Raw genomic sequence first — 18,613 nt, 5'->3', positions numbered from 1 at the left:
GGCTTTTCTGGGCCTTGTCCAGAGCATCCTCTCCCAGTCGGATTTCTTGATTTCAGGCCGCGAGCGTCGCCGGATTGCGGTAACGCTCGTGCAGGAAATGGATGACGGCCGAGCGCGCATCGGCATATTCGGGCACATCGATGGCCTCCAGCCGGTTGCGCGGACGGGCCAGCGAAACGGCGCGGTCCTCACCGATCCGCGCCGCCGGGCCGTTGGTCATCATGACCACCCGGTCCGCCAGCAGGACCGCCTCATCCACGTCATGGGTAATCATCAACACGGTGTTGTTGAGCCGTGCCTGCAAATCCATCACCACATCCTGAAGGGCCGCCCGCGTCAGGGCATCCAGCGCGCCGAACGGCTCGTCCATCAACAGCACGCGCGGGTTCATGGCGATGGCGCGGGCAATGCCGACGCGCTGCTTCATGCCGCCGGACAGTTCGCCGGGACGCCTGGCGGCGGCATGGCCCATCTGGACCAGTTCCAGATTGTGCATGACCCATTCCTTGCGTTCGGACTTGCTCTTGCCGCCCGCCGTCTTGTCGACTGCGAGCCGGACATTTTCCTCCACCGTCAGCCAGGGAAGCAGCGAATGGTCCTGAAAGACAACCGCCCGGTCCGGCCCCGGCGCATCGACGATCTGCCCATCCAGGAAGATCGCGCCGCGCGTCGGCTTGACCAGACCCGCCACTGCGTTGAGCAAGGTCGACTTGCCGCAACCCGAATGGCCGATCAGCGCCACGAACTGTCCCTTGTCGACCTCCAGATCGATCCCGTCGAGGGCACGAAAGCGCCCGGCCTTGGTGGGAAATTCGACGGTGATGCCCTCTAGCGCGAGATAGCTGCGCTGTTTCATGAGCCTGTCTCCTCCTAGCTCGCGCGGCCGATGACACGGCCGGCGAATGCGACGATGCGGTCCAGCGCGAAGCCGACAATGCCGATCCAGATCAGCGCGACGATGGTGTCCGTCAGCAGCGAGCTGTTGTAGCTGTCCCAGATGAAGAAGCCGACGCCGGTGCCGCCCTGCACCATTTCGGCTGCGACGATGGCAAGCCAGCTCATGCCCACCCCGATCCGAAGGCCCGTGAACATGTGCGGTACCGTGGCGGGCAGCATGATGCGGGTGAAATATTCGAACGGATTGAGCGCCAGCACCTTGGCGACATTGCGATAGGCCGCCGGAATGGTCTGCACGCCTGCCGCCGTGTTCAATATGACCGGCCAGATCGCGGTGATGAAGATCAGGAAGATCGCCGAAGGCTGCGCCTGCTGGAAGATGGCCAGGCTGATCGGCAGCCATGCGAGCGGCGGAACGGTGCGCAGCACCTGGAACAGGGGATCGAGCGCCCGAAAGGCAAAGACGCTTTGCCCGATCAATATGCCCAGCGCCACGCCGACCACCGCCGCCATGCTGTAACCGATCAGCACCCGGCTGAGGCTGGTCAGCACATGTCCGGCAATGCCGACATCGCCGCCATTCTGAATGCTGAAATGGGTGAGGCCGATATCCACGCCCTTGAAGGGATGGACTATGACGTCATGGCTTTCCTGCCACACCTTCAGCGGGCTGGGGAAAACCGCGTCCGGCGATCCGCAAAGCAGCTGCCAGAAGGCCAGCAGCCCCACGAGCATCACCAATGTCGGCAGCATGCTCGCCGCCATGCCCCGCATCCGCCGCATGAGCGGATGCACAGGTGCCGCGACCGGCTCGAAACTGCGGCGTGCGATCGCTTCCTCGGGATAGGGGAGGATGACCCCCAGCTCGGTGGTGGAACCGCCCGCCGAAGCCGACGGCCCCTTCTTGCCGTTGGGTGATGGCGAAGCCATGCTCTGTTCCTTTCCCATCAGACGCGCTTGATCGTCAGGCTGGCCAGATAGGCCTTGGGATTGGCGGGATCGAAGCTCTTGCCGTCGAAGAATTTCTCGACGCCGCGGCTGTCGCTGGCCGGTCCCTTTCCGCCCAGCATCGCAGCAGCCTTGCGCCAGATGTCCGACCGGTTGACCTTGGCGATGACAGCCTTGGTATCGAGCGACATGGGCAGCTTGCCCCAGCGCTGTTCCTCGGTCAGGAACCACAGATCGTGGCTCATGTAGGGGAAGCTGGCATAGCCGTTCCAGAACTTCATCCTGAAGGGGGCGTTGGGATATTTCCGTCCATCGCCCATGGTGAAATTGCCCTGCAAACGGTCGGCGATGTCAGTGATCGGGCATTTCAGATAATCGCGGCCGGAAATCGCGCCCGCCAGACGCGTGACATTGTTCGGATTATCCGCCCAGCGCTGCGCCTCCAGCACCGCCGCGGTGATCGCCTGCGCGGCCCTGGGATATTTCGCGACCCAGTCGGAGCGCATCGCAAAGCTCTTTTCGGGATGGTTCATCCACATCTGGCCGGTCGATACCGCGGTATAACCTAGCTGCTGCGCGACCAGCTGGTCGTTCCAGGGCTCACCCACGCAGAAGGCATCCATGGTATCAGCCTTCATGTTCGCGACCATCTGCGGCGGCGGAATGGTGATCAGCTCGACATCCTTGTCGGGATCGATGCCCCCGGCCGCCAGCCAGTAGCGGATCCACAGGTCATGCGTGCCCCCTGGAAAGGTCATGGCCATGGTGATCTTCTTGCCCGACGCCTTCCGCTGGGCGATCACGCCCTTCATCTTGGCGGCGCTGATGTCAGCCTTGGCACCCAGATATTCCTTGGACACCGAAATGCCCTGGCCATTGACGTTGAGGCGGGCGAGGATGCTCATCGGCGTTGCCCTGCCGATCGCGCCCAGCGTCAGCAGATAGGGCATGGGCGTCAGGATATGCGCACCGTCGATGCCGCCACCGGCGCTGCCCAGCACCAGATTGTCGCGCGTCGCTCCCCAGCTCGCCTGCTTGGCGACCTGCACGTCGGGCATGCCATATTTCGCGAAAAAGCCGAGTTCCCTGGCGATGATCAGCGGCGCCGCATCGGTGAGCGCAATGAAACCCAGCTTCGCGCCGGTCACTTCCGGGCCGGTTCCAGCCGCGAAGGCGCCTGACGGGAACGACTGCTGCACTGCCGCAAACAATGCTGCCGTTCCCGACGTCTTGAGCAGTCCGCGTCGGCTGACGCTGTCCGGATTATCCCCCTCTGCCATTCCCCATGTCCTTTCCCTGTCGTCGTCCCGCCGCGCCAGGCGCGCAGCCAGCCATCGCCGGAAACACGATCCGACGCGCAGAAGTCGATGTTGAGAGCCGCCGGCAGCATCCATGCCACCAGCGAAAACCAAATAAAAAAGCCGCCAGAACAAAGGTCGCGTGACCTGTCCGGGCGGCGTCATTGCCAGTTCGATCTCTTAACGATCGAGGTGGAACCATTCCTTCATCGGTCGGGTTCCACCATTTTGCCGAAGCGCCCCTGCTTCGACGAAAGGGAAGCTGTCACCGATTCATTCGAGTCGCAAGCGAAATTTTTGCGTTGCACAAATCACAACTGTTCAGGGACGAGATTTCAGCAGCCACCACAATATGGCAGCCGCCATGGGCCAGCATTCGCTGTCATTTCGATAGCGCAAGCCGCAGGGATGGGATTGCTCCGCTTCGTCCGGGCGTTCCGGAATGATCGGAACGGGCTTGCTGCGGACCGTTGCCCTGAACCGCAGCAACCACGGCCTTCTTCGATCAAGCAGCACGGGATTGCTCCACTGCGATACGCTCATAGGCCGAAAAAAGCTGGTCGAAATGGTCGTCCATGGTCGTGACCGACGGGGCCAGGCGCGTGGCCAGATCACGCTGGCGGTCCCGGCCTCCTTCGGCAAAATCGATGATGGCAGCGGCAAGGCTGTCCGCCTGCCCCGCGCGATAGAGCAGGCCGCCGCCACTGCGCGCCTGATCCGACGCGCCGCCTTCATCCGGCACGATGACCGGCAGACCGCTGGCGCGCGCCTCGGCCGCGACCATGCAGAAGGTCTCCGCCTCGCACCCATGGACCAACGCATCTGCGCTCGCCAGCAATTCCGCCAATGCCGGCCGGTCATGTACGGGTGCCAGCAACTGGATATGCGGATTATTGGCGGCGGCGCGGCGGACGCGCCCCCTCTCCCGTCCATCGCCCACCAGCACCAGTCCCACCGGCGTCGAGAACCCCGCCGATGCCACTGCGTCGATCACCATCGGCCAGCGCTTTTCGGGCGCATGGCGGCCAACCCCCAGCAACAGCGTTGCGTCGGGGCGCAGACCGCAGCGTTCCAGCAGCCGCGCACGCAACTGTTCATTGCGACGGGACGGGCTGAAATGTCCTGGCTCGACGCCCATGGGCAGGGTCATGACGCGCTTGAGCCGTCCCGCCTCCAGACGTTGGGTCAGGCTGTCGCTGGCGCTGACGACCAGGTCGAAACTTTCATCCAGCCGGCGCAGGTGCCGCCAGAACCATTCGAACCCGCGATCGATCGTCTCCCGGCTCAATACCGAACCGAACCAGCGATAGGCATATGCGGACAGCGGATCGGCATGCATGATGAGGGCGCGGGGCGCCTTTCCCGGCCAGCGGGCCACCATCCCGGCACTCGCCCAGGGCGAGGACGCTTCGACCAGATCGGGTTGCAGCCGATCGAGCAGGGCGTGAAGCGACTGTTCATCGTCGAAATAGGAATAGCGCCGGTCGAGCGGAAAGCGCCGCGCGGGCATCATGACGATCTTCCCGCCGCCTGCCTCTACGACGCGATCGCTGTCGGACGGAGCCAGGATGATGATCTCATGGCCCGCCTGCGTTCCTGCGCGCAGCTTGCGCTCCACATAGGTCTTCACGCCGCCACCGCTCGGCGCATAGAAAGCGCAGACATCGACGATGCGCATGGTTATTTCTCCAACGGACCGAAGGAGAACAGCCCCCGGCGATAATTGACGATGATGCTGACATGGGTCGGGCCATTACCCACAGGCGCGCTGGCCGCGGCGGCAGACGGCTTGGACCATCCCAGCTTCGGATTGCCCGCAAAGCCGATACCGTCCACCGACACGGAAAAACGGCGATTGCCGTCCCGGTCGTGCAGCAAGCTGAGTGAATAGGTGCCGGGCCCCGGCGCGCGTATGCAAAGCTGCACCGTCCCCGAAGATGGCACCGACTCCTCGACCCTGCGGAACGGCTTTCCAGCGGAGATCAATATATTGTCGTCGGCCAGGAAATCGGCGTCGTTCGCTGGGTAGAGTTCCAGCTTCAGCCGCCCCTTGCGGTCTTTCAGGCCCTTGACATCCACCAGATAGGCGGGGCCGTTTTCCTGGGCACGGCACTGACCCTCGGCCTTGCCCAGATCGGGCGTCGACCGGATCGCCGCACTGGCAAGAATGATCGCCCCGATCATTATGCCTGATTTTCCCGCAGCAGGCCGGTCACACCCAGAGCCATGCCGACCAGCAGATGCGCCGCCAGGATGAGCGATGCCATCAGCGCCATGGCCGAGACGATCTCGCTATCGCGCCCGATCAGGAACGCCGCGATACCGGCGAACACCACATCCTTGTTCGGCAGGAAGGGCAGGCGCGACACCAGTTGACGCAGCGTACCCAGCAAGATCCACCAGCTCAGTTCGATGGCGGGCAGCAGCATGTGCCACATCATCGCCGCCAGCAGCGTGGTCGCGACGATGCGCAGCAGGTGAATGAAGGTGACGATCCACAATTCGCGCTTCGGCAGCGTGAACAGCCGCTTGCGCAGCAGCATCGCGACCAGCGAGGTCGCCAGCACGAACAGGATCGATCCGCCCACTTCCCACGTATTGAGCCGCGCATCGACCGCGCGCAGAAGCGGCACGGCAAAGGCCACCATCACCAATGTCACGCCATTGCCGACCAGTGCCGACAGGATCGTCACATCCTTGATGGCGCCGAAGGGAGCGGTGGTGATCTTCGCATTGCGCCGCGCCCAGGCGTAGAAATAGACTTCACCCAAATAGCCGAGCAGGATTTCGTTGCTGACCAGTTTGCGCAGCAGAGCGCCGAACCCATCGGCCGGGATCGACCACAGACGGCGGAAGATTACCCATTCGGAGAGTGGCCCGGCCAGATAATAAAGCGCAAAGGCCGCCCAGAAGGCGACGCTGCCGGGCAGCAGCGCCCACAGGCTGGCAGGATCGATGCCGTGGAACTGATGCAGGGCGACCACCAGGATCAGCACCGACACCAGTGGTCCGGCCCAACGGGTCCAATTCCGCCCGGACTGGATCAGGGGTTTGGGATCGAGCAGTGGATCGATCGGTGCGGCAGAACGTGAAAGCAGGCCGGTGGAGCTGTTGCCGGTCATAAATGGCTCGTCATTGTTGACTGATGGGGTTGACGGCACGGGATGCGGGCAACCTCAGCCGTGCGCGCGCAAATTTTATCGAACCTGTCGAGATAAGCCGTGGAAGCAGCATCCAGCGTGAAGCGGCGGGTCAGCCTGAGACTGACGAAATCATCCTGTGGCATCGGCGCTTCACGGATCGCGGCAGCGAAGGCGGTCACGTCCCCGACCGGCGTTAGGCGGCCCAGTGCCCCATCGGCAAGAAGCGACCGCATCGCTGCGCTGCACTCCGTGGCGACGACCGGCAGTCCGACGGCCAGCGCCTCCAGCAGAACGGCGGGCACGCCTTCATAGTCGGAGGATAGCAGGAAGGCATCGGCGCGGCCGATCTGCAAGGCCGGGTCGGCAACATGTCCCATGAAGCGCACTCGATCACCCATGCCGAGGCGGCCGGCGCGGGCTTCCAGAGCCTTTCGCGCAGGGCCGTCGCCGAAGATCAGCAGACGGTCGTCGGCATCGGCCACCCGGGAAAAGGCATCGAGCATCAGCGGTATGTTCTTCTGCCGCGCCAGACGCCCGATCGCGACGAACAGCCGCCCCTTCCCACCCCGTGCCGCCCGCACGGCGCGGAGGCGATCGATCTGCTCCAGGGACAGGGCGGGATCGGGAATGATGCTGACCGCGCCATTCTTCGGGCGAATGAGAGCAGCGATCTCCTGTTCCAGTCCCGGCGCCATGGCCACGAAATGGTCGATGAACCGTCCCTGGATGCGCAACCAGAGCCGATAGGCCATGCGCGCCGGCCAGATCATGTCCCGCCGCTCAAGGTCGTTGCTGATCTTCGCCAGGATCGGCGGGCAGGCGCGGCCCAGCAGCAATTTCATGGCGACGGCCACGACGGCATAGCTGTTCCCGGCGCAAAACAGCGCATCGGGCCGTTGCCTGCGGATGAAGGCAGGCAAGGTGGCGATCATCCAGAGCGTCTCGAACGCTGATACCGAAAAGGGCGGCTGCCGGGGAATATGGGCGTCCAGCCCCGCCCCCAACTCCGCCCGTATCGCGCCATCGCTACGACCCAGGAACAAAGGCGCATCGACGCCCTGTTCCCGCCAGCGGCGTATCAATCGCAAGGCGACGCGTTCGACGCCGCCCGGCTCGAAACTGTGCAGGAAGGTCAGGATGCGCATGCGCGCTCCGCCAGCAGGTCGCCATAGCGCGCCGGACGATGGGTTCGCCCCAGCCACCGCAATACGCGGTCGATGCTGGCGAGCAGCGCGGGCACATGAGCGTCGCCCGGATGCACCGCCACCCGTGCGACCGGCGCAAACCGCAACAGCGGCGGCAACAGGCGAGCCGCCAGCAGTGAGGAAGCGATGCGCGACCGGCTGCGGCTGGCCCAGGTGACCACGGGCCCGCGTGCCAGCACCTGTCCCGATGGCGGATGCCACACCTTCATATGATCCTCCGCCAGCGCGAAGCCGCACTGTGCCAGCGCGTCAAGCGCCGGCGCGCCATAAAGCCAGGCAGGCGCGACGAAACCGGCGACCGGCCGTCCGGTGATCTGTTCGATGAGATCGCGCCCATCGACCATCCTCCGGGACGCGGTCGCGGCGTCGATGCCCAGAAATTCGCCCTCCCCGGCTGTCATGTGGCGGGCCTTGAACCGCTCGACGGCGCCGTCATGAACGGCCATGTCCTTGTGGAACCAGCCATGCGCGAACATGCTTACCCCCGCATCCGCCCATGTCCGCAACCGCGCCGCGAAGGGCGAACCGACGGCCAGCGGATGCCGCCCCCAATGGTCCGGCACCACCAGCATCGCCAGTTCGCCCGGCCCGGCATGGGGCGACAGGTGATCGAGCAGCCGGTCGACTTCCGTCTCGAACCGCGGACCGACATCATGAATGGAAAGAAGAAGCCGCTTCACGACAGGTTCACGCCCCCCGACTGCCCGTGCATAACGGTCGCGCTATGGTGCCGGGTGATGACTTGTCTGTGACAGTTATTGCCATATTTGCCTTCGCGCTCCTTTCAGGGAGACGCCACGGCAGAAAATGACCGCAGTTGGCGGATGGAAATTTTTCAGCGGCGGTCGAAAATAGGACAAAGTCACCTCAAGGCTTCGCGCCCGATGACATTTCCCAGAGACAACCGAGATAGGATGAACAGAAGCCCGATCGACCCACCTCAGCGTACCGTCCTCATATACATATTGAAGGTGGAGATAATCTGCTGCGCAGAAAAACAGCTACAAGCCGGTTCATCCATATATGAATGACATTTAATTGGGCACTATGGTCGGTAAATCGACTGATATTTCAAATAAAAATGGGACGATATATTTCCACTAATATCCAACGCACTGAAAATGACGCGAAAATGAAAATAACATTACCGTATATGTGACAATGATTGTAACAAAACTGTTGTGATCAACGCCTAGTGGCCGCCCCGCAAACATCCTTCAGGGATAAAAAGGGGTTCACATGATTCGCTCTTCTTCCACCACGCTGCGCGCGTCCCTTTGCGGCCTGCTGCTGGCGTCGGTTTCCGCGCCTGCCCTTGCCAGCACGGTCGACGATCAGGCCGCCGCTGCGGAGACCGCCAGCGCAGCCGATGATGCGGGCCTCGGCACCATCGTCGTCACCGCCACCAAGCGTGAGACCAATCTTCAGGAAACGCCGATCTCCATGGCGGTGATGAGCACCGAGGCGCTCAAGGACCGCCACGTCGCCAGCCTGTACGATCTTGCCGACGGCGCAGTGCCGTCGCTGCGCATCGCGACCTTCGAAGCGCGCCAGTCGGCGCTCACCATCGGTATCCGCGGCATCGTTCCGCTCGACGCCAACCAGCCCGCTCGCGAACAGGGCGTCGGCATCTATGTCGACGGCGTCTATATGGGCCGTCAGCACGGCCTGAACGCCGCGTTGTTCGACATTGAGCGCGTCGAAGTGCTCAAGGGGCCGCAGGGCACGCTGTTCGGCCGGAACACCGAAGGCGGCGCGCTCAGCATCGTCAGCAAGGCGCCGACCGGTGAATGGGGTGGCCGCGTCGAGGCGGGCGCTGGCAATTATGGCGGCCGTACCGCCAATGCCCACATCAACCTGCCCTCGATCGCCGGCTTCGCGATCAAGCTCGACGGCGTGATCCAGCATCAGGACGCCACCACCCGCAATCCGCTCGCGGGCGAGGCCGGGTGGAACTATTATAACCGCAAGGGCCTGCGCGCCGCCGTGCGCTGGCAGCCGACCAGCACCATCACCAACGACTTCGCCTATGACGTCGCCAAGGATGAGAACACGCCCTTCTACAGCCAGTTGCTGAACTACAACCCCAACAACTGCGTCAACGGCACCCAGGCGTCGCAGCCGGCCTGCAAACTGCCGGGCACCAACTATACCACATTGACGGGCGGTCCGGTGAAGCCACTGCTGCCCGGCCTCGTCGTCAATGGCGACACCCGCATGGGCGTTGCCGATATCGGCGTGCCGCAGCAGGTCAGCGTCGACCGGACGCACGGCTTCACCAACACGCTGAAATGGCACCTGGGCGATGAATTCGAGCTGCGTTCGATCACGGCATGGCGCGGCGTCGATGCGACCCAGTGGGACAATTCGGGCGGCGCCCACCGTCCGCCGCTGGTCAACCTGACCACTTCGTGCACCGCTGCCTCGCCCTGCCCGTTCAGCCGCTACAGCCTTGCCGACCTGCGCCAGCGCCAGTTCAGCCAGGAATTGCAGGCGGTCGGCACGATCGGATCGGTCGATTATGTCGCGGGCCTGTTCTATTTCAACGAACATGTCAGCGACGACGCCGCGACGCCCAGTTCGATGGGCGCTGTCGCCCTCGTGAACAATGGCGTGGTCACCGGCGCCCGTTATGTCCGCATCCCCTTCTGCACCGCCTCCACCCCGGCCTTCGTCGGCTCGGCGGTCAACGGCTGCTCGATCGACCGCGCTTCGGAAGTCTGGTCGAAGAGCTACGCCGCCTATGGCCAGCTCACCTGGAACGCCACCGACGCGCTGCACATCACCGTGGGCGGCCGCTATACGCGGGACGAGAAGAAGGGCGTGCTGCACTATTCGCGCAACGTGAACTATGACCTCACACCGCCGGCTGCGAGCGTGGGATACAAGCCGCTGGACGCGACATGGAACCGCTTCAACCCGATGGCGACCATCGCCTATGACGTCAGCAACGACGTGCACGTCTATGCCAAATATGCGACGGGCTATCGTGCTGGCGGCGCCAGCTCGCGCACGTCCAACTATCAGGCCTTCAACCCTGAAGACGTGAAGTCCTATGAAGTCGGCCTAAAGTCGGACTTCTGGAACAACCGCGCCCGCTTCAACCTGGCCGGTTACATCATGGACCGCAAGAACAGCCAGGTCGACATCAGCTCGATCCAGTTCGTCGGCACCAGCAGCTTCAACAATCTGGTCACCATCAATGCGCCGGGCATCACCAAGATCCGCGGCATCGAGGCCGACCTGACCGTCGAGCCGATCGACGGGCTGACGCTGAACGCCTCCTATGCCTACACCTATACGAAGATCCCGCCGGTGCTGATCACCGCGACCGACACGGCGGGCCGTTCGACCAGCGTCTATCAGAATTTCTACATCGTGTTCACGCCGCGCAACGCCGCGAGCGGGTCGATCGACTATGCCCTGCCGATCGGCGGCGGCGACACGAAGCTGAAGTTCCACTTCGACGGCAACTATTCGCAGGCCACCCAGGCCTTCGACCAGTTCGCGACGAAGAATGACAGCTCGCTGATCTTCAACGGCCGCATCTCTCTGGCGGATATCGGCACGGGCAATGGCCGCAGCCTGACCTTGAGCCTCTGGGGCCGCAATCTGTTCAACGAACAATATGTGTTCCGCCGCGACCCGTCGAACAGCCTGCCCGCCGCACCGACGAGCAACGTGACGCAGGGCAGCATCGCCAACGTGCTGGGCGATTATGGCAACTTCAACGCGCCGCGTACCTATGGCGTGGAAGCCAGCGTGAAATTCTGATCTTCAGAAACGGAAAAATGGCGCGCCGGTCGGGCGCGCCATTTTTTTACCTGTAATCGGCGATTGCCGACATCGATCCTCCCCATCATGCGATCGGGAGGATCATCATGTCTCCGATCCACTCCTGCGCATCACCCGACAGGTTGGGACGGGAGAAGCACATCGACTTTGAGGCCCGGTTGCGCATCGCCCAACTCGACCGATCCTCCGTGCAGGCGAGCGATCGAGGCCACCAACGGCAGACCGAAGCCATGGCCATCAGCATCCGCGCTACCTGCCAGGCGTCCAAACCGATCCAGCGCCTTTGCCCTGTCGGCAGGGGCGATGCCAGGGCCGTTATCTGCCACGGTCAGCAAGACCTCACCCGCCTGTTCGCGGGACAGGCTGATGCGAACGTCCGTACCGGCCGGCGTGTGCCGGAGGGCATTTTCCACCAGATTGACGATCATCTGAGAGAGAAGCTGCCGGTCGCCATGCACCATGGCCTGCTCCAGCGACTGCGTGACAAGGCGATGGGCGCTATCCTCGGCCACTGCATCCAGTTCTTCGACACATTCCTCAATCAGGCTTGCGAGATCGATGGGCGCGAAATTCGCCCGCCGTGCCCCGCCATCGATTTCCGCCAGGCGCAGCAGCGCCGAAAAAATGCCGAGCAGGGCATCGGCCTGCGCCTGTGCTTTCCCGATTTTATCGCGCACAGGCGCTGCCTGCGGATCATGGGCGATCAGGTTCAACTGGTTGCGCAGTCGCGCCACGGGCGTCCGCAGTTCATGCGCGACGCCATTGGCCATGTGGCGCATGTCTTCCATTCTGTCGGTGACGCAGCCCAGCATCCGGTTGAAAGCCTGAGCCTGAAGGTTAAAAACGGTATCCGACCCGTTCACCGGCACGCGCCGCGACAGATCGCCCTTGGAAATGGCGTCCATCGCGCGTCGCATTTCCACCATGCGCTTCCGAATGATCAGTGTGAAAGTCATGGCGGCCGCCAGCACCACCGCAACAATCGACCCGAAACCCAGCAGATAGATGTGCTTGCGCGACGCGCCATCATTGTCGGACGGTTCGGTTTTGGCGATCACGGCCAGCCGCACCCCCTGCCCCACATCGCGAACAAGAGCGCGGCCATGCGAAAGCCCGCCGATCCGGTCGGCCCCGTCGATATAGGAGAGGCCGACAGGCAAGGGGCGGTCGATGCGCATATTGCTCACGACCGGCTTGCCATCCTTGAGCAGGATGAAACCCAGATCAGCCATATCGCGGTCCTGGATGGCGGCGATCAAGCGGCTGCGGATATCCTCCAAGCGGTCTGCCTCAACCGCGGCCGGGGCGATCATCATGCTGACGGCCGTCATGCGCCGTTCGATCAGATGATCGGTCGTGGAACGGCCAGAGAAATAAATGCCCAGCGCAGTCGCCAGGGTCACAGAAAGGAAGAGAAGAAGAAAGGCGATCGTCAGCGCGCGGAGGGATTTCAGGAGCATCACTCCCGCAGCATATAGCCCAGCCCCCTGATGGTGATAATGGGATCTTCGCCACCAAATTCCGTCAGCCTGATCCGCAACCGGCGGATATAGGCATCCACCAGATTGGTGGCAGGCTCGAAATCATAATTCCAGACCCGCTCCAGCAGCATCGCCCTGGTCATGGGCGTGCCCGCGTTGCGCGCCAGTTCGGTCAGCACCTTGAATTCGGTCTTCTGCAAACGGAGCGTCTTGCCGTTCCGCCACGCGCTGTGCCGGGCCGGGCTGACCACAACGTCTCCCGCCCGCAGGGTTTCGTCTTCCCTTTGCTCGGTCCAACCCCGTGCCCTGACCAGGGCCTGAAGCCGCGCATTGAGTTCGGCGGGGTCGACGGGCTTCACGACATAATCGTCGGCGCCGCTTTCCAATCCCTCGATCTTCTGCCGGGATTGGCCCAGAGCCGTCATCATGATGACCGGCGTCAGGATATGATGGTCGCGCAAGTCCTTGAGCAGCGACAGCCCGTCCATCATCGGCAGGATGCGGTCCAATATGATCGCGTCGAAATGGGTGCTGCCCAGCGCCTGATTGGCACGCCGCCCATCGCCCGCGATCGTCACCCGATGGCCGAACCGCGCCAGTTGCTCACCCAGCTGCGCCGCCAGTTCTTCGTCATCCTCGACGATCAGGAGTTGCAATGACAATGGCTCGCCCCGGTTTCAACATGTCATGATGAAAGCCGATATGACGATCGCATTGCATTTCGATGACAGGCAAGGGCCGTTCCGGGCGGGAGAAGAATGGAATTTGCGGGTGGGAAATGCCGTTCGGGGAAAGCCATGGCAATCCTCCGCTCGGGCGAAGGACAGCTTTCCTGCAGCCCAACCAGTCCGCCGCCTCAGGCGTTCATACCGGCTGCCCTGCGCGCAGCGGATCATATCTCACGATCTCACGCAAGCTGACCAGCGTTTCAAAATCACGGACATTCTCGTCGGCGGCCAGAACCTCGTCGGAAAAGCGCTGATAGGCCTCGATCGAGGGTACCGCCACCATCAGCAGGAAATCGGTGCGTCCCGTCACGTTCCAGGCGCCGATCACCTCGGTGCGCTCCGCCAATTTGTCGGCGAACGTCTTTTCCAGGCGAAGGCCGGATTGATTGAGTTCGACCAGAACATGGATGGTGATCGAGGGAGACAGGCGCATCGGATCGACAAGGGACACGTCCGCTACGATCACGCCCGATGCCCGTAACCGGCGCAGCCGGCGAAGGACTGCGCTTTCCGAAAGCCCGACCGTCTGCGCGATCGAACGGGCAGGTTCCAGATTGTTGCGCCTCACGACCGCAATGATTCGCCGGTCGAATGGATCCAGTTCGACGTTTTCCATCATCAGCTTTCATATTATGCCGGTTTCAGGCTTCATATGCTGAATTTCGCCAGCCTTCGCCAGCCTGGTCTTCTTATAGAGAGGGCATGAATACCGCCCCCTCCGCATCGCCCGTTGCAGCATCACCGCTTCAAAATGCCATCCCCTATCTGGCGTTGGCTGGATCGATCATCTCCTTCTGCGTGGGCACATCCTTTGGCAAACATCTGTTTCCGCTGGTCGGCGCTCCGGGAACCGTCGCCTATCGCGTCGGCTTTTCCGCGCTGATCCTGCTTCTGCTGTTCCGGCCGTGGCGTCGTCCCCTGGCGCGGCCCGATCTGTTCGCGACGATGCGTTATGGCGCAGCGCTAGGCCTCATGAATTTCTGCTTCTACATGGCCTTGCGGACGATCCCCCTGGGCCTCGCGATCGCGATCGAATTTCTGGGTCCTCTGACCGTATCGCTCATCTACTCGCGTCGTCCCGTCCATTTCGCGATGGTGGGACTGGCGGCACTCGGCCTGCTCCTGCTGCTGCCGCTACACCAGACCCAACATGCGCTGGACCCCGCCGGCATTGGCTTTGGACTTGGCGCAGGGCTGTTCTGGGGCCTTTACATCATCTTCGGCAAACGCACGGGCCATATTGCCGGTGGGCAGGCGGTAGCGGTCGGCATGATGACGGCGGCGTTGATCGTGGTCCCGATCGGCGTTCACGAGGCGGGCGGCACCTTGCTGGCGCCCGCGCTGATCCTGATGGGCCTCGTCACCGCTCTCCTTTCCAGCGCCATTCCCTATTCCCTCGAAATGGTCGCGCTCAAACATATACCGGCGAACCGGTTCGGCGTGCTGCTCAGCGTCGAACCGGCCGCTGGCGCGCTGGCGGGCGCCCTGTTGCTCGGCGAGCATCTGACGATCGTGCAGTGGCTGGCGATCGGGCTGGTCGTCGCGGCGTCGGCCGGTTCGGTATTGTCAGCCGACCAGAGCGCGTCCGCCTGAGCGAAGCCCTTAACCGTTCAGATGCGCCCACACGTGCGAGATGACCACCGATCCCTCGCCCACCGATGACGCGACCCTTTTGACCGAGCCGGCCCGGACATCGCCCACCGCGAATATCCCCGGCCGGGAAGTGGCATAAGGAGATGAGCCGCCGACAAGCTCTCCCGTCTTCACAAATCCCTTCTCGTCGAGATCGATAAGGCCCGATAGCCATTCCGTATTGGGCGCGGCGCCCACCATGACGAACATCGCGCAGACCGGCAGCGTGCGCCGGATCCCCTCGCGAACATGGCGGATGGTGACTTCATTCAGCTTTTCCGCACCCTCAAGCGCAACGACCTCGGCACCATATTCGATGGTGATGCGCGGATCGGCTTCCAACCGGCTGGAAAGATAGGCGGACATGGACGCGGCAAGCGACTGTCCCCGGACCAGCAGGCGGACATGGTCGGCCGAGCGGCTGAGATACATGGCCGCCTGCCCCGCCGAATTGCCGCCGCCGATGACCACGGCCTCCGCGCCCTTGCAATAGCGGGCTTCATTTTCGGTCGCGGCATAATAGATGCCGGTCCCTTCGAACTCGGCGAAACGGTCGATCGGCAGGCGCCGATATTGCACGCCGGTCGCCACGACGACCGCGCCCGCCCGCACTCCCTGCCCATTTTCGAAAGTGGCGCAGAATTCGCCGCTTTCCATTCGCTCCAAAGCGACGACGCGACGCGGCATCACAAAACGGGTGCCGAATTTCATCGCCTGCACCTCGCCGCGCCAGACCAGGTCAGCGCCGGAAATGCCGGTGGGAAAGCCCATATAATTTTCGATCCGGCTGGACGTGCCAGCCTGGCCGCCGATGGCGATATCCTCCACAAGCAAAGCGCGCAGCCCTTCCGCGCCTGCATAGACGCCGGCCGCGACCCCGGCTGGACCGCCGCCGACGATCAGCAGGTCGAACGCCTCGCAATCCTCCAGATCACGGTTGAGGCCTAGCAGCGCCGCAACCTTGTGCGGCGTGGGATCCTGCACGACCCTATCGCGACCGAAGATCACCGCAGGCTCATCCGGCGAAACCGCGCAACTCTTCGCCACTCGCCGGGCGTCCTCGCTGCCCAGCGCATGGGACGCAAAAGGCAGGCGGTTTCGGCTGGCAAACTCGGCAATGCATCTGATGTCGCGGTCGCTTTCCTCGCCGATCAGCACAAGTGTGCCTTGCCGGGAATCGAGTTGGCGCCGCCGACGGGCCGCCAGCACGGTGATGATGATGTCCGACATCTCCGGAATTTCCGACATCAGACGCAGCATCTCCGGCCTTGGCACCTTTACGACCTGCGTATCCCGCGCCGCCCGCATCGGCATCGACCAGACGCCGCCGTTCAGGAAAGAGATTTCGCTCATGAATTGGGTAGGCCCCAATGTCGAGGGTAGCTGGCGTTCGCCGCTGAACGGATCGACCACCTCGATCTCGCCATCCTCGACATAAACGAAGCAATCGACCGGGTCGCCGGGCTGAACGACGAAACTCCCCGCCGCATAGGAGGCTCGTGAACCCGCCGCCCGGATCGCCTCGACATGGGATGGCGCCAGCGGCACCCGCTGCATCTCGCGCAAATCAAGGCCGATGGTTTCCATGCCTCTTCTCCACCGCTGCACATGCACGGCCATTGTGCATGGTTCGATCACGGTCGGCCAGCGCAATATGGATGGACCCACTCGACCGGCTTCGAACTTCCCTTTCGCGCCCAGATGACCGACCTTGGTTGCCGCTCACAATCGATCGGACAAGCGATCCGCCTGCAATGACCGGGATTGTCAGGCGGCTTTCAGGAAGGATGGGTCGTGGTGGGCCCGGCAGGACTCGAACCCGATTGCAAAATATGCTAGTATTCTCGCACGATCGTTGCATTTCCGCCGATCTTCAGCGCAACTGTGAGACAAAGTGTGAGACAAAACGAGTCGGGCGACGAGATGGCGGCGGTCAAATATGTTCGGAAACGGAATGACGTTTTCACCTATGAGCGCCGCATCCCGACCAAGATCATTCAGGACGCAGAGGCATGGCAGCGCCATTTCGGCGGCAAGCGCCTATGGCGGCGGTCGCTGAAAACGAGGGAGAGCGGCAGCGCCTTCTATTCCGCAGCCGAAGCCGTCCATACCGACTATGAGCGGCGCGAGCGCGAAGCGTTGAGGGAGATGAGCGCCGGTGCGATTGTGGAGGCGGTGCCAGCCCAGGCTCCGGCGTTGGTGCGCTTTGCCCGCCCCGTTACTCAGCACGATCTCGAGATGCTGGAAGCCGATCGCCGCAGGATGGAGGCTCGGACGCTTGAGCAGTTCTACCTTCGCGCCGAGAGCAGCGCCGCTCATGGTGAAGCCTTCGCCGATCTCCTGGACCAATACGAACAAGACGGGGCTGAGCGGCGGCATGCGATCGTTACTCAAGGCTTTGAAGATGCAGAGCGGCCTTGGCTCCCCTCTCCCAAGCGCGATGCGCGGGAAGCGATTGAGGCGCTTGGCCTGGACGCGCCGGAAGGCTCCCTTGCGTTCGGCGCGGTAGTGGCAGCAATCCGGCGCGGTTATCTCGCGGGAGCGCATGATGTGAACGAAATGCTGCAAGGTAGGCTGAAACCTCGCATTGCCGCTCCCGAAGCCGCTAAGGTCCAGCTTTTCAGTGAGGCGGTGGCGGCATATGTCGCCCAAAAGACGCTCGCCTCTCGCACGGCGCAGGAAGTCAAAACGACCTCCGCTGAGTTTGTCGAACTTGTCGGCGATAAGCCGCTTGATGCCCTAACGCGGGCCGATTTTGAGGCCTTCGTGGAAATGCGCGCGAACCGCGTTGTAGGTGGCAAGTCGCGCGATGCGGTCGCTAGACCGGCATCGGCTTCAACTGTTGGCAAGGCTCTAACCCTTCTACGCTCAGCAATCGGCCACGCTATTGATCGCCGGCAGTTTCAGGGGCCGAACCCTGCACTTGGGATCAAGGTGGATGCCTATATCAAGCAGCCTGACAAGGCGGTCATGCCAGACAAGCGCCCCCTCAAGGTGGGTGAAATCAACAAGCTGTTAGAGCACCCTTGGTTTGTGGGGTGCGCTGGCACAACGCCCAAGCTATCACACCGTCCAGGCTCAATCAGGCTCGATGGTGCGGAGTATTGGGCACCAATCACCGCGATCTTTACCGGCTGCCGGGTGAGCGAGCTTGGCGGGCTGCGCGTGGCTGAAACCCTGATTGACGATCCGAACCCGCATTTCGTCATTCGAGATAACGAGTATCGCACCACCAAAGGCGATTATAGCCGCGACGTGCCTATGCTCGATGCACTGCTAGAGCTTGGCTTTGCAGACTATGTGCAGCGAATTAGGGACAGCGGCGCTGATCGGCTGTTCCCCGATTGGGAACCTCCTGCCACGAAGAACGGCGATCAGGCGTGGTTCAATTCTCGACTGGTGAAGGCGTGGAACCGCACGGTCATTCCTGCACGCCTGGGCGATGGCATGATCAAGGGTGCGCGGCGTGACGTGACGTTCCATTCC

General features: G+C 62.8%; 15 protein-coding genes. 3 read left to right on the top strand and 12 right to left on the bottom strand.

Annotated elements, in window-relative coordinates; translation table 11 throughout:
* Positions 1–52: 52 nt before the first annotated feature.
* The 8 genes from MJ601_RS00075 to MJ601_RS00040 form a co-directional block, all read right to left on the bottom strand.
* Positions 53–856 carry an ABC transporter ATP-binding protein gene (locus MJ601_RS00075; protein WP_242122553.1) on the bottom strand — a complete coding sequence of 268 codons (804 nt, stop codon included), beginning with the start codon at positions 854–856 and terminating at the stop codon, positions 53–55.
* 14 nt (positions 857–870) lie between these two features.
* A complete protein-coding gene (gene ntrB, locus MJ601_RS00070) occupies positions 871–1,827 on the bottom strand; it encodes a nitrate ABC transporter permease (RefSeq protein ID WP_242122552.1) in 957 nt (318 codons plus the stop codon).
* Between the two features lie 17 nt (positions 1,828–1,844).
* Entirely contained in the window at positions 1,845–3,125 is a 1,281-nt protein-coding gene (locus tag MJ601_RS00065; RefSeq protein ID WP_242122551.1) for a CmpA/NrtA family ABC transporter substrate-binding protein, read from the bottom strand.
* 523 nt (positions 3,126–3,648) lie between these two features.
* Complete coding sequence (locus MJ601_RS00060) at positions 3,649–4,821, bottom strand: glycosyltransferase (RefSeq protein WP_242122550.1); 1,173 nt, start codon at positions 4,819–4,821, stop codon at positions 3,649–3,651.
* 2 nt (positions 4,822–4,823) lie between these two features.
* Positions 4,824–5,327 carry a DUF2141 domain-containing protein gene (locus tag MJ601_RS00055; RefSeq protein WP_242122549.1) on the bottom strand — a complete coding sequence of 168 codons (504 nt, stop codon included), beginning with the start codon at positions 5,325–5,327 and terminating at the stop codon, positions 4,824–4,826.
* Positions 5,327–6,265, bottom strand: a complete 939-nt coding sequence (locus MJ601_RS00050) for a hypothetical protein (protein WP_242122548.1) — start codon at positions 6,263–6,265, stop codon at positions 5,327–5,329. Before MJ601_RS00050 ends, MJ601_RS00055 begins: the two co-directional genes overlap by 1 nt.
* Entirely contained in the window at positions 6,262–7,431 is a 1,170-nt protein-coding gene (locus MJ601_RS00045) for a glycosyltransferase (RefSeq protein WP_242122547.1), read from the bottom strand. Before MJ601_RS00045 ends, MJ601_RS00050 begins: the two co-directional genes overlap by 4 nt.
* Positions 7,419–8,171 (bottom strand): DUF2334 domain-containing protein, encoded by a 753-nt coding sequence (locus tag MJ601_RS00040; RefSeq protein ID WP_242122546.1) that lies wholly within the window; start codon positions 8,169–8,171, stop codon positions 7,419–7,421. The genes MJ601_RS00045 and MJ601_RS00040 overlap by 13 nt, the downstream gene beginning before the upstream one ends.
* Positions 8,172–8,730: 559 nt before the next feature.
* Between MJ601_RS00040 and MJ601_RS00035 the strand changes: the two genes are divergently transcribed.
* Complete coding sequence (locus tag MJ601_RS00035; RefSeq protein WP_242122545.1) at positions 8,731–11,265, top strand: TonB-dependent receptor; 2,535 nt, start codon at positions 8,731–8,733, stop codon at positions 11,263–11,265.
* A gap of 131 nt (positions 11,266–11,396) precedes the next feature.
* On the opposite strand, the gene MJ601_RS00030 is transcribed toward MJ601_RS00035, so the two are convergent.
* From MJ601_RS00030 to MJ601_RS00020, 3 genes are all read right to left on the bottom strand, one after another.
* Entirely contained in the window at positions 11,397–12,746 is a 1,350-nt protein-coding gene (locus MJ601_RS00030) for a sensor histidine kinase (protein WP_242122544.1), read from the bottom strand.
* The gene (locus tag MJ601_RS00025; RefSeq protein WP_242122543.1) at positions 12,746–13,429 is read right to left on the bottom strand and encodes a response regulator transcription factor; all 684 of its coding nucleotides are present in this window, start codon (positions 13,427–13,429) and stop codon (positions 12,746–12,748) included. The genes MJ601_RS00030 and MJ601_RS00025 overlap by 1 nt, the downstream gene beginning before the upstream one ends.
* Positions 13,430–13,631: 202 nt before the next feature.
* On the bottom strand, positions 13,632–14,114 hold the full coding sequence (locus MJ601_RS00020) for an Lrp/AsnC family transcriptional regulator (RefSeq protein ID WP_242122542.1): 483 nt from the start codon (positions 14,112–14,114) through the stop codon (positions 13,632–13,634).
* A gap of 83 nt (positions 14,115–14,197) precedes the next feature.
* Here MJ601_RS00020 and MJ601_RS00015 point away from each other — a divergent pair, with 83 nt between their 5' ends.
* Positions 14,198–15,088: an EamA family transporter gene (locus MJ601_RS00015; protein WP_242122541.1), complete on the top strand. Its 891-nt coding sequence runs from the start codon at positions 14,198–14,200 to the stop codon at positions 15,086–15,088.
* Between the two features lie 9 nt (positions 15,089–15,097).
* Here MJ601_RS00015 and MJ601_RS00010 read toward each other — a convergent pair whose 3' ends face one another.
* Complete coding sequence (locus MJ601_RS00010) at positions 15,098–16,714, bottom strand: FAD-dependent oxidoreductase (RefSeq protein WP_242122540.1); 1,617 nt, start codon at positions 16,712–16,714, stop codon at positions 15,098–15,100.
* 336 nt (positions 16,715–17,050) lie between these two features.
* On the opposite strand from MJ601_RS00010, the gene MJ601_RS00005 reads away from it, so the two are divergent.
* A partial coding sequence (locus tag MJ601_RS00005) for a site-specific integrase (protein ID WP_242122539.1) occupies positions 17,051–18,613 on the top strand: 1,563 nt, incomplete at its 3' end.

The organism is Sphingobium trunci (assembly GCF_022664535.1).
Classification (GTDB): Bacteria; Pseudomonadota; Alphaproteobacteria; order Sphingomonadales; family Sphingomonadaceae; genus Sphingobium.
The sequence above is the reverse complement of the archived record's forward strand: the minus strand, read 5'-3'. Positions and strand labels throughout refer to the sequence as shown.

Coding starts and splice junctions, on each gene's coding strand:
- MJ601_RS00075 (WP_242122553.1), bottom strand. CDS start 856: ATGAAACAGCGCAGCTATCTCGCGCTAGAGGGCATCACCGTCGAATTT.
- ntrB (WP_242122552.1), bottom strand. CDS start 1,827: ATGGCTTCGCCATCACCCAACGGCAAGAAGGGGCCGTCGGCTTCGGCG.
- MJ601_RS00065 (WP_242122551.1), bottom strand. CDS start 3,125: ATGGCAGAGGGGGATAATCCGGACAGCGTCAGCCGACGCGGACTGCTC.
- MJ601_RS00060 (WP_242122550.1), bottom strand. CDS start 4,821: ATGCGCATCGTCGATGTCTGCGCTTTCTATGCGCCGAGCGGTGGCGGC.
- MJ601_RS00055 (WP_242122549.1), bottom strand. CDS start 5,327: ATGATCGGGGCGATCATTCTTGCCAGTGCGGCGATCCGGTCGACGCCC.
- MJ601_RS00050 (WP_242122548.1), bottom strand. CDS start 6,265: ATGACCGGCAACAGCTCCACCGGCCTGCTTTCACGTTCTGCCGCACCG.
- MJ601_RS00045 (WP_242122547.1), bottom strand. CDS start 7,431: ATGCGCATCCTGACCTTCCTGCACAGTTTCGAGCCGGGCGGCGTCGAA.
- MJ601_RS00035 (WP_242122545.1), top strand. CDS start 8,731: ATGATTCGCTCTTCTTCCACCACGCTGCGCGCGTCCCTTTGCGGCCTG.
- MJ601_RS00030 (WP_242122544.1), bottom strand. CDS start 12,746: ATGCTCCTGAAATCCCTCCGCGCGCTGACGATCGCCTTTCTTCTTCTC.
- MJ601_RS00020 (WP_242122542.1), bottom strand. CDS start 14,114: ATGATGGAAAACGTCGAACTGGATCCATTCGACCGGCGAATCATTGCG.
- MJ601_RS00015 (WP_242122541.1), top strand. CDS start 14,198: ATGAATACCGCCCCCTCCGCATCGCCCGTTGCAGCATCACCGCTTCAA.
- MJ601_RS00010 (WP_242122540.1), bottom strand. CDS start 16,714: ATGGAAACCATCGGCCTTGATTTGCGCGAGATGCAGCGGGTGCCGCTG.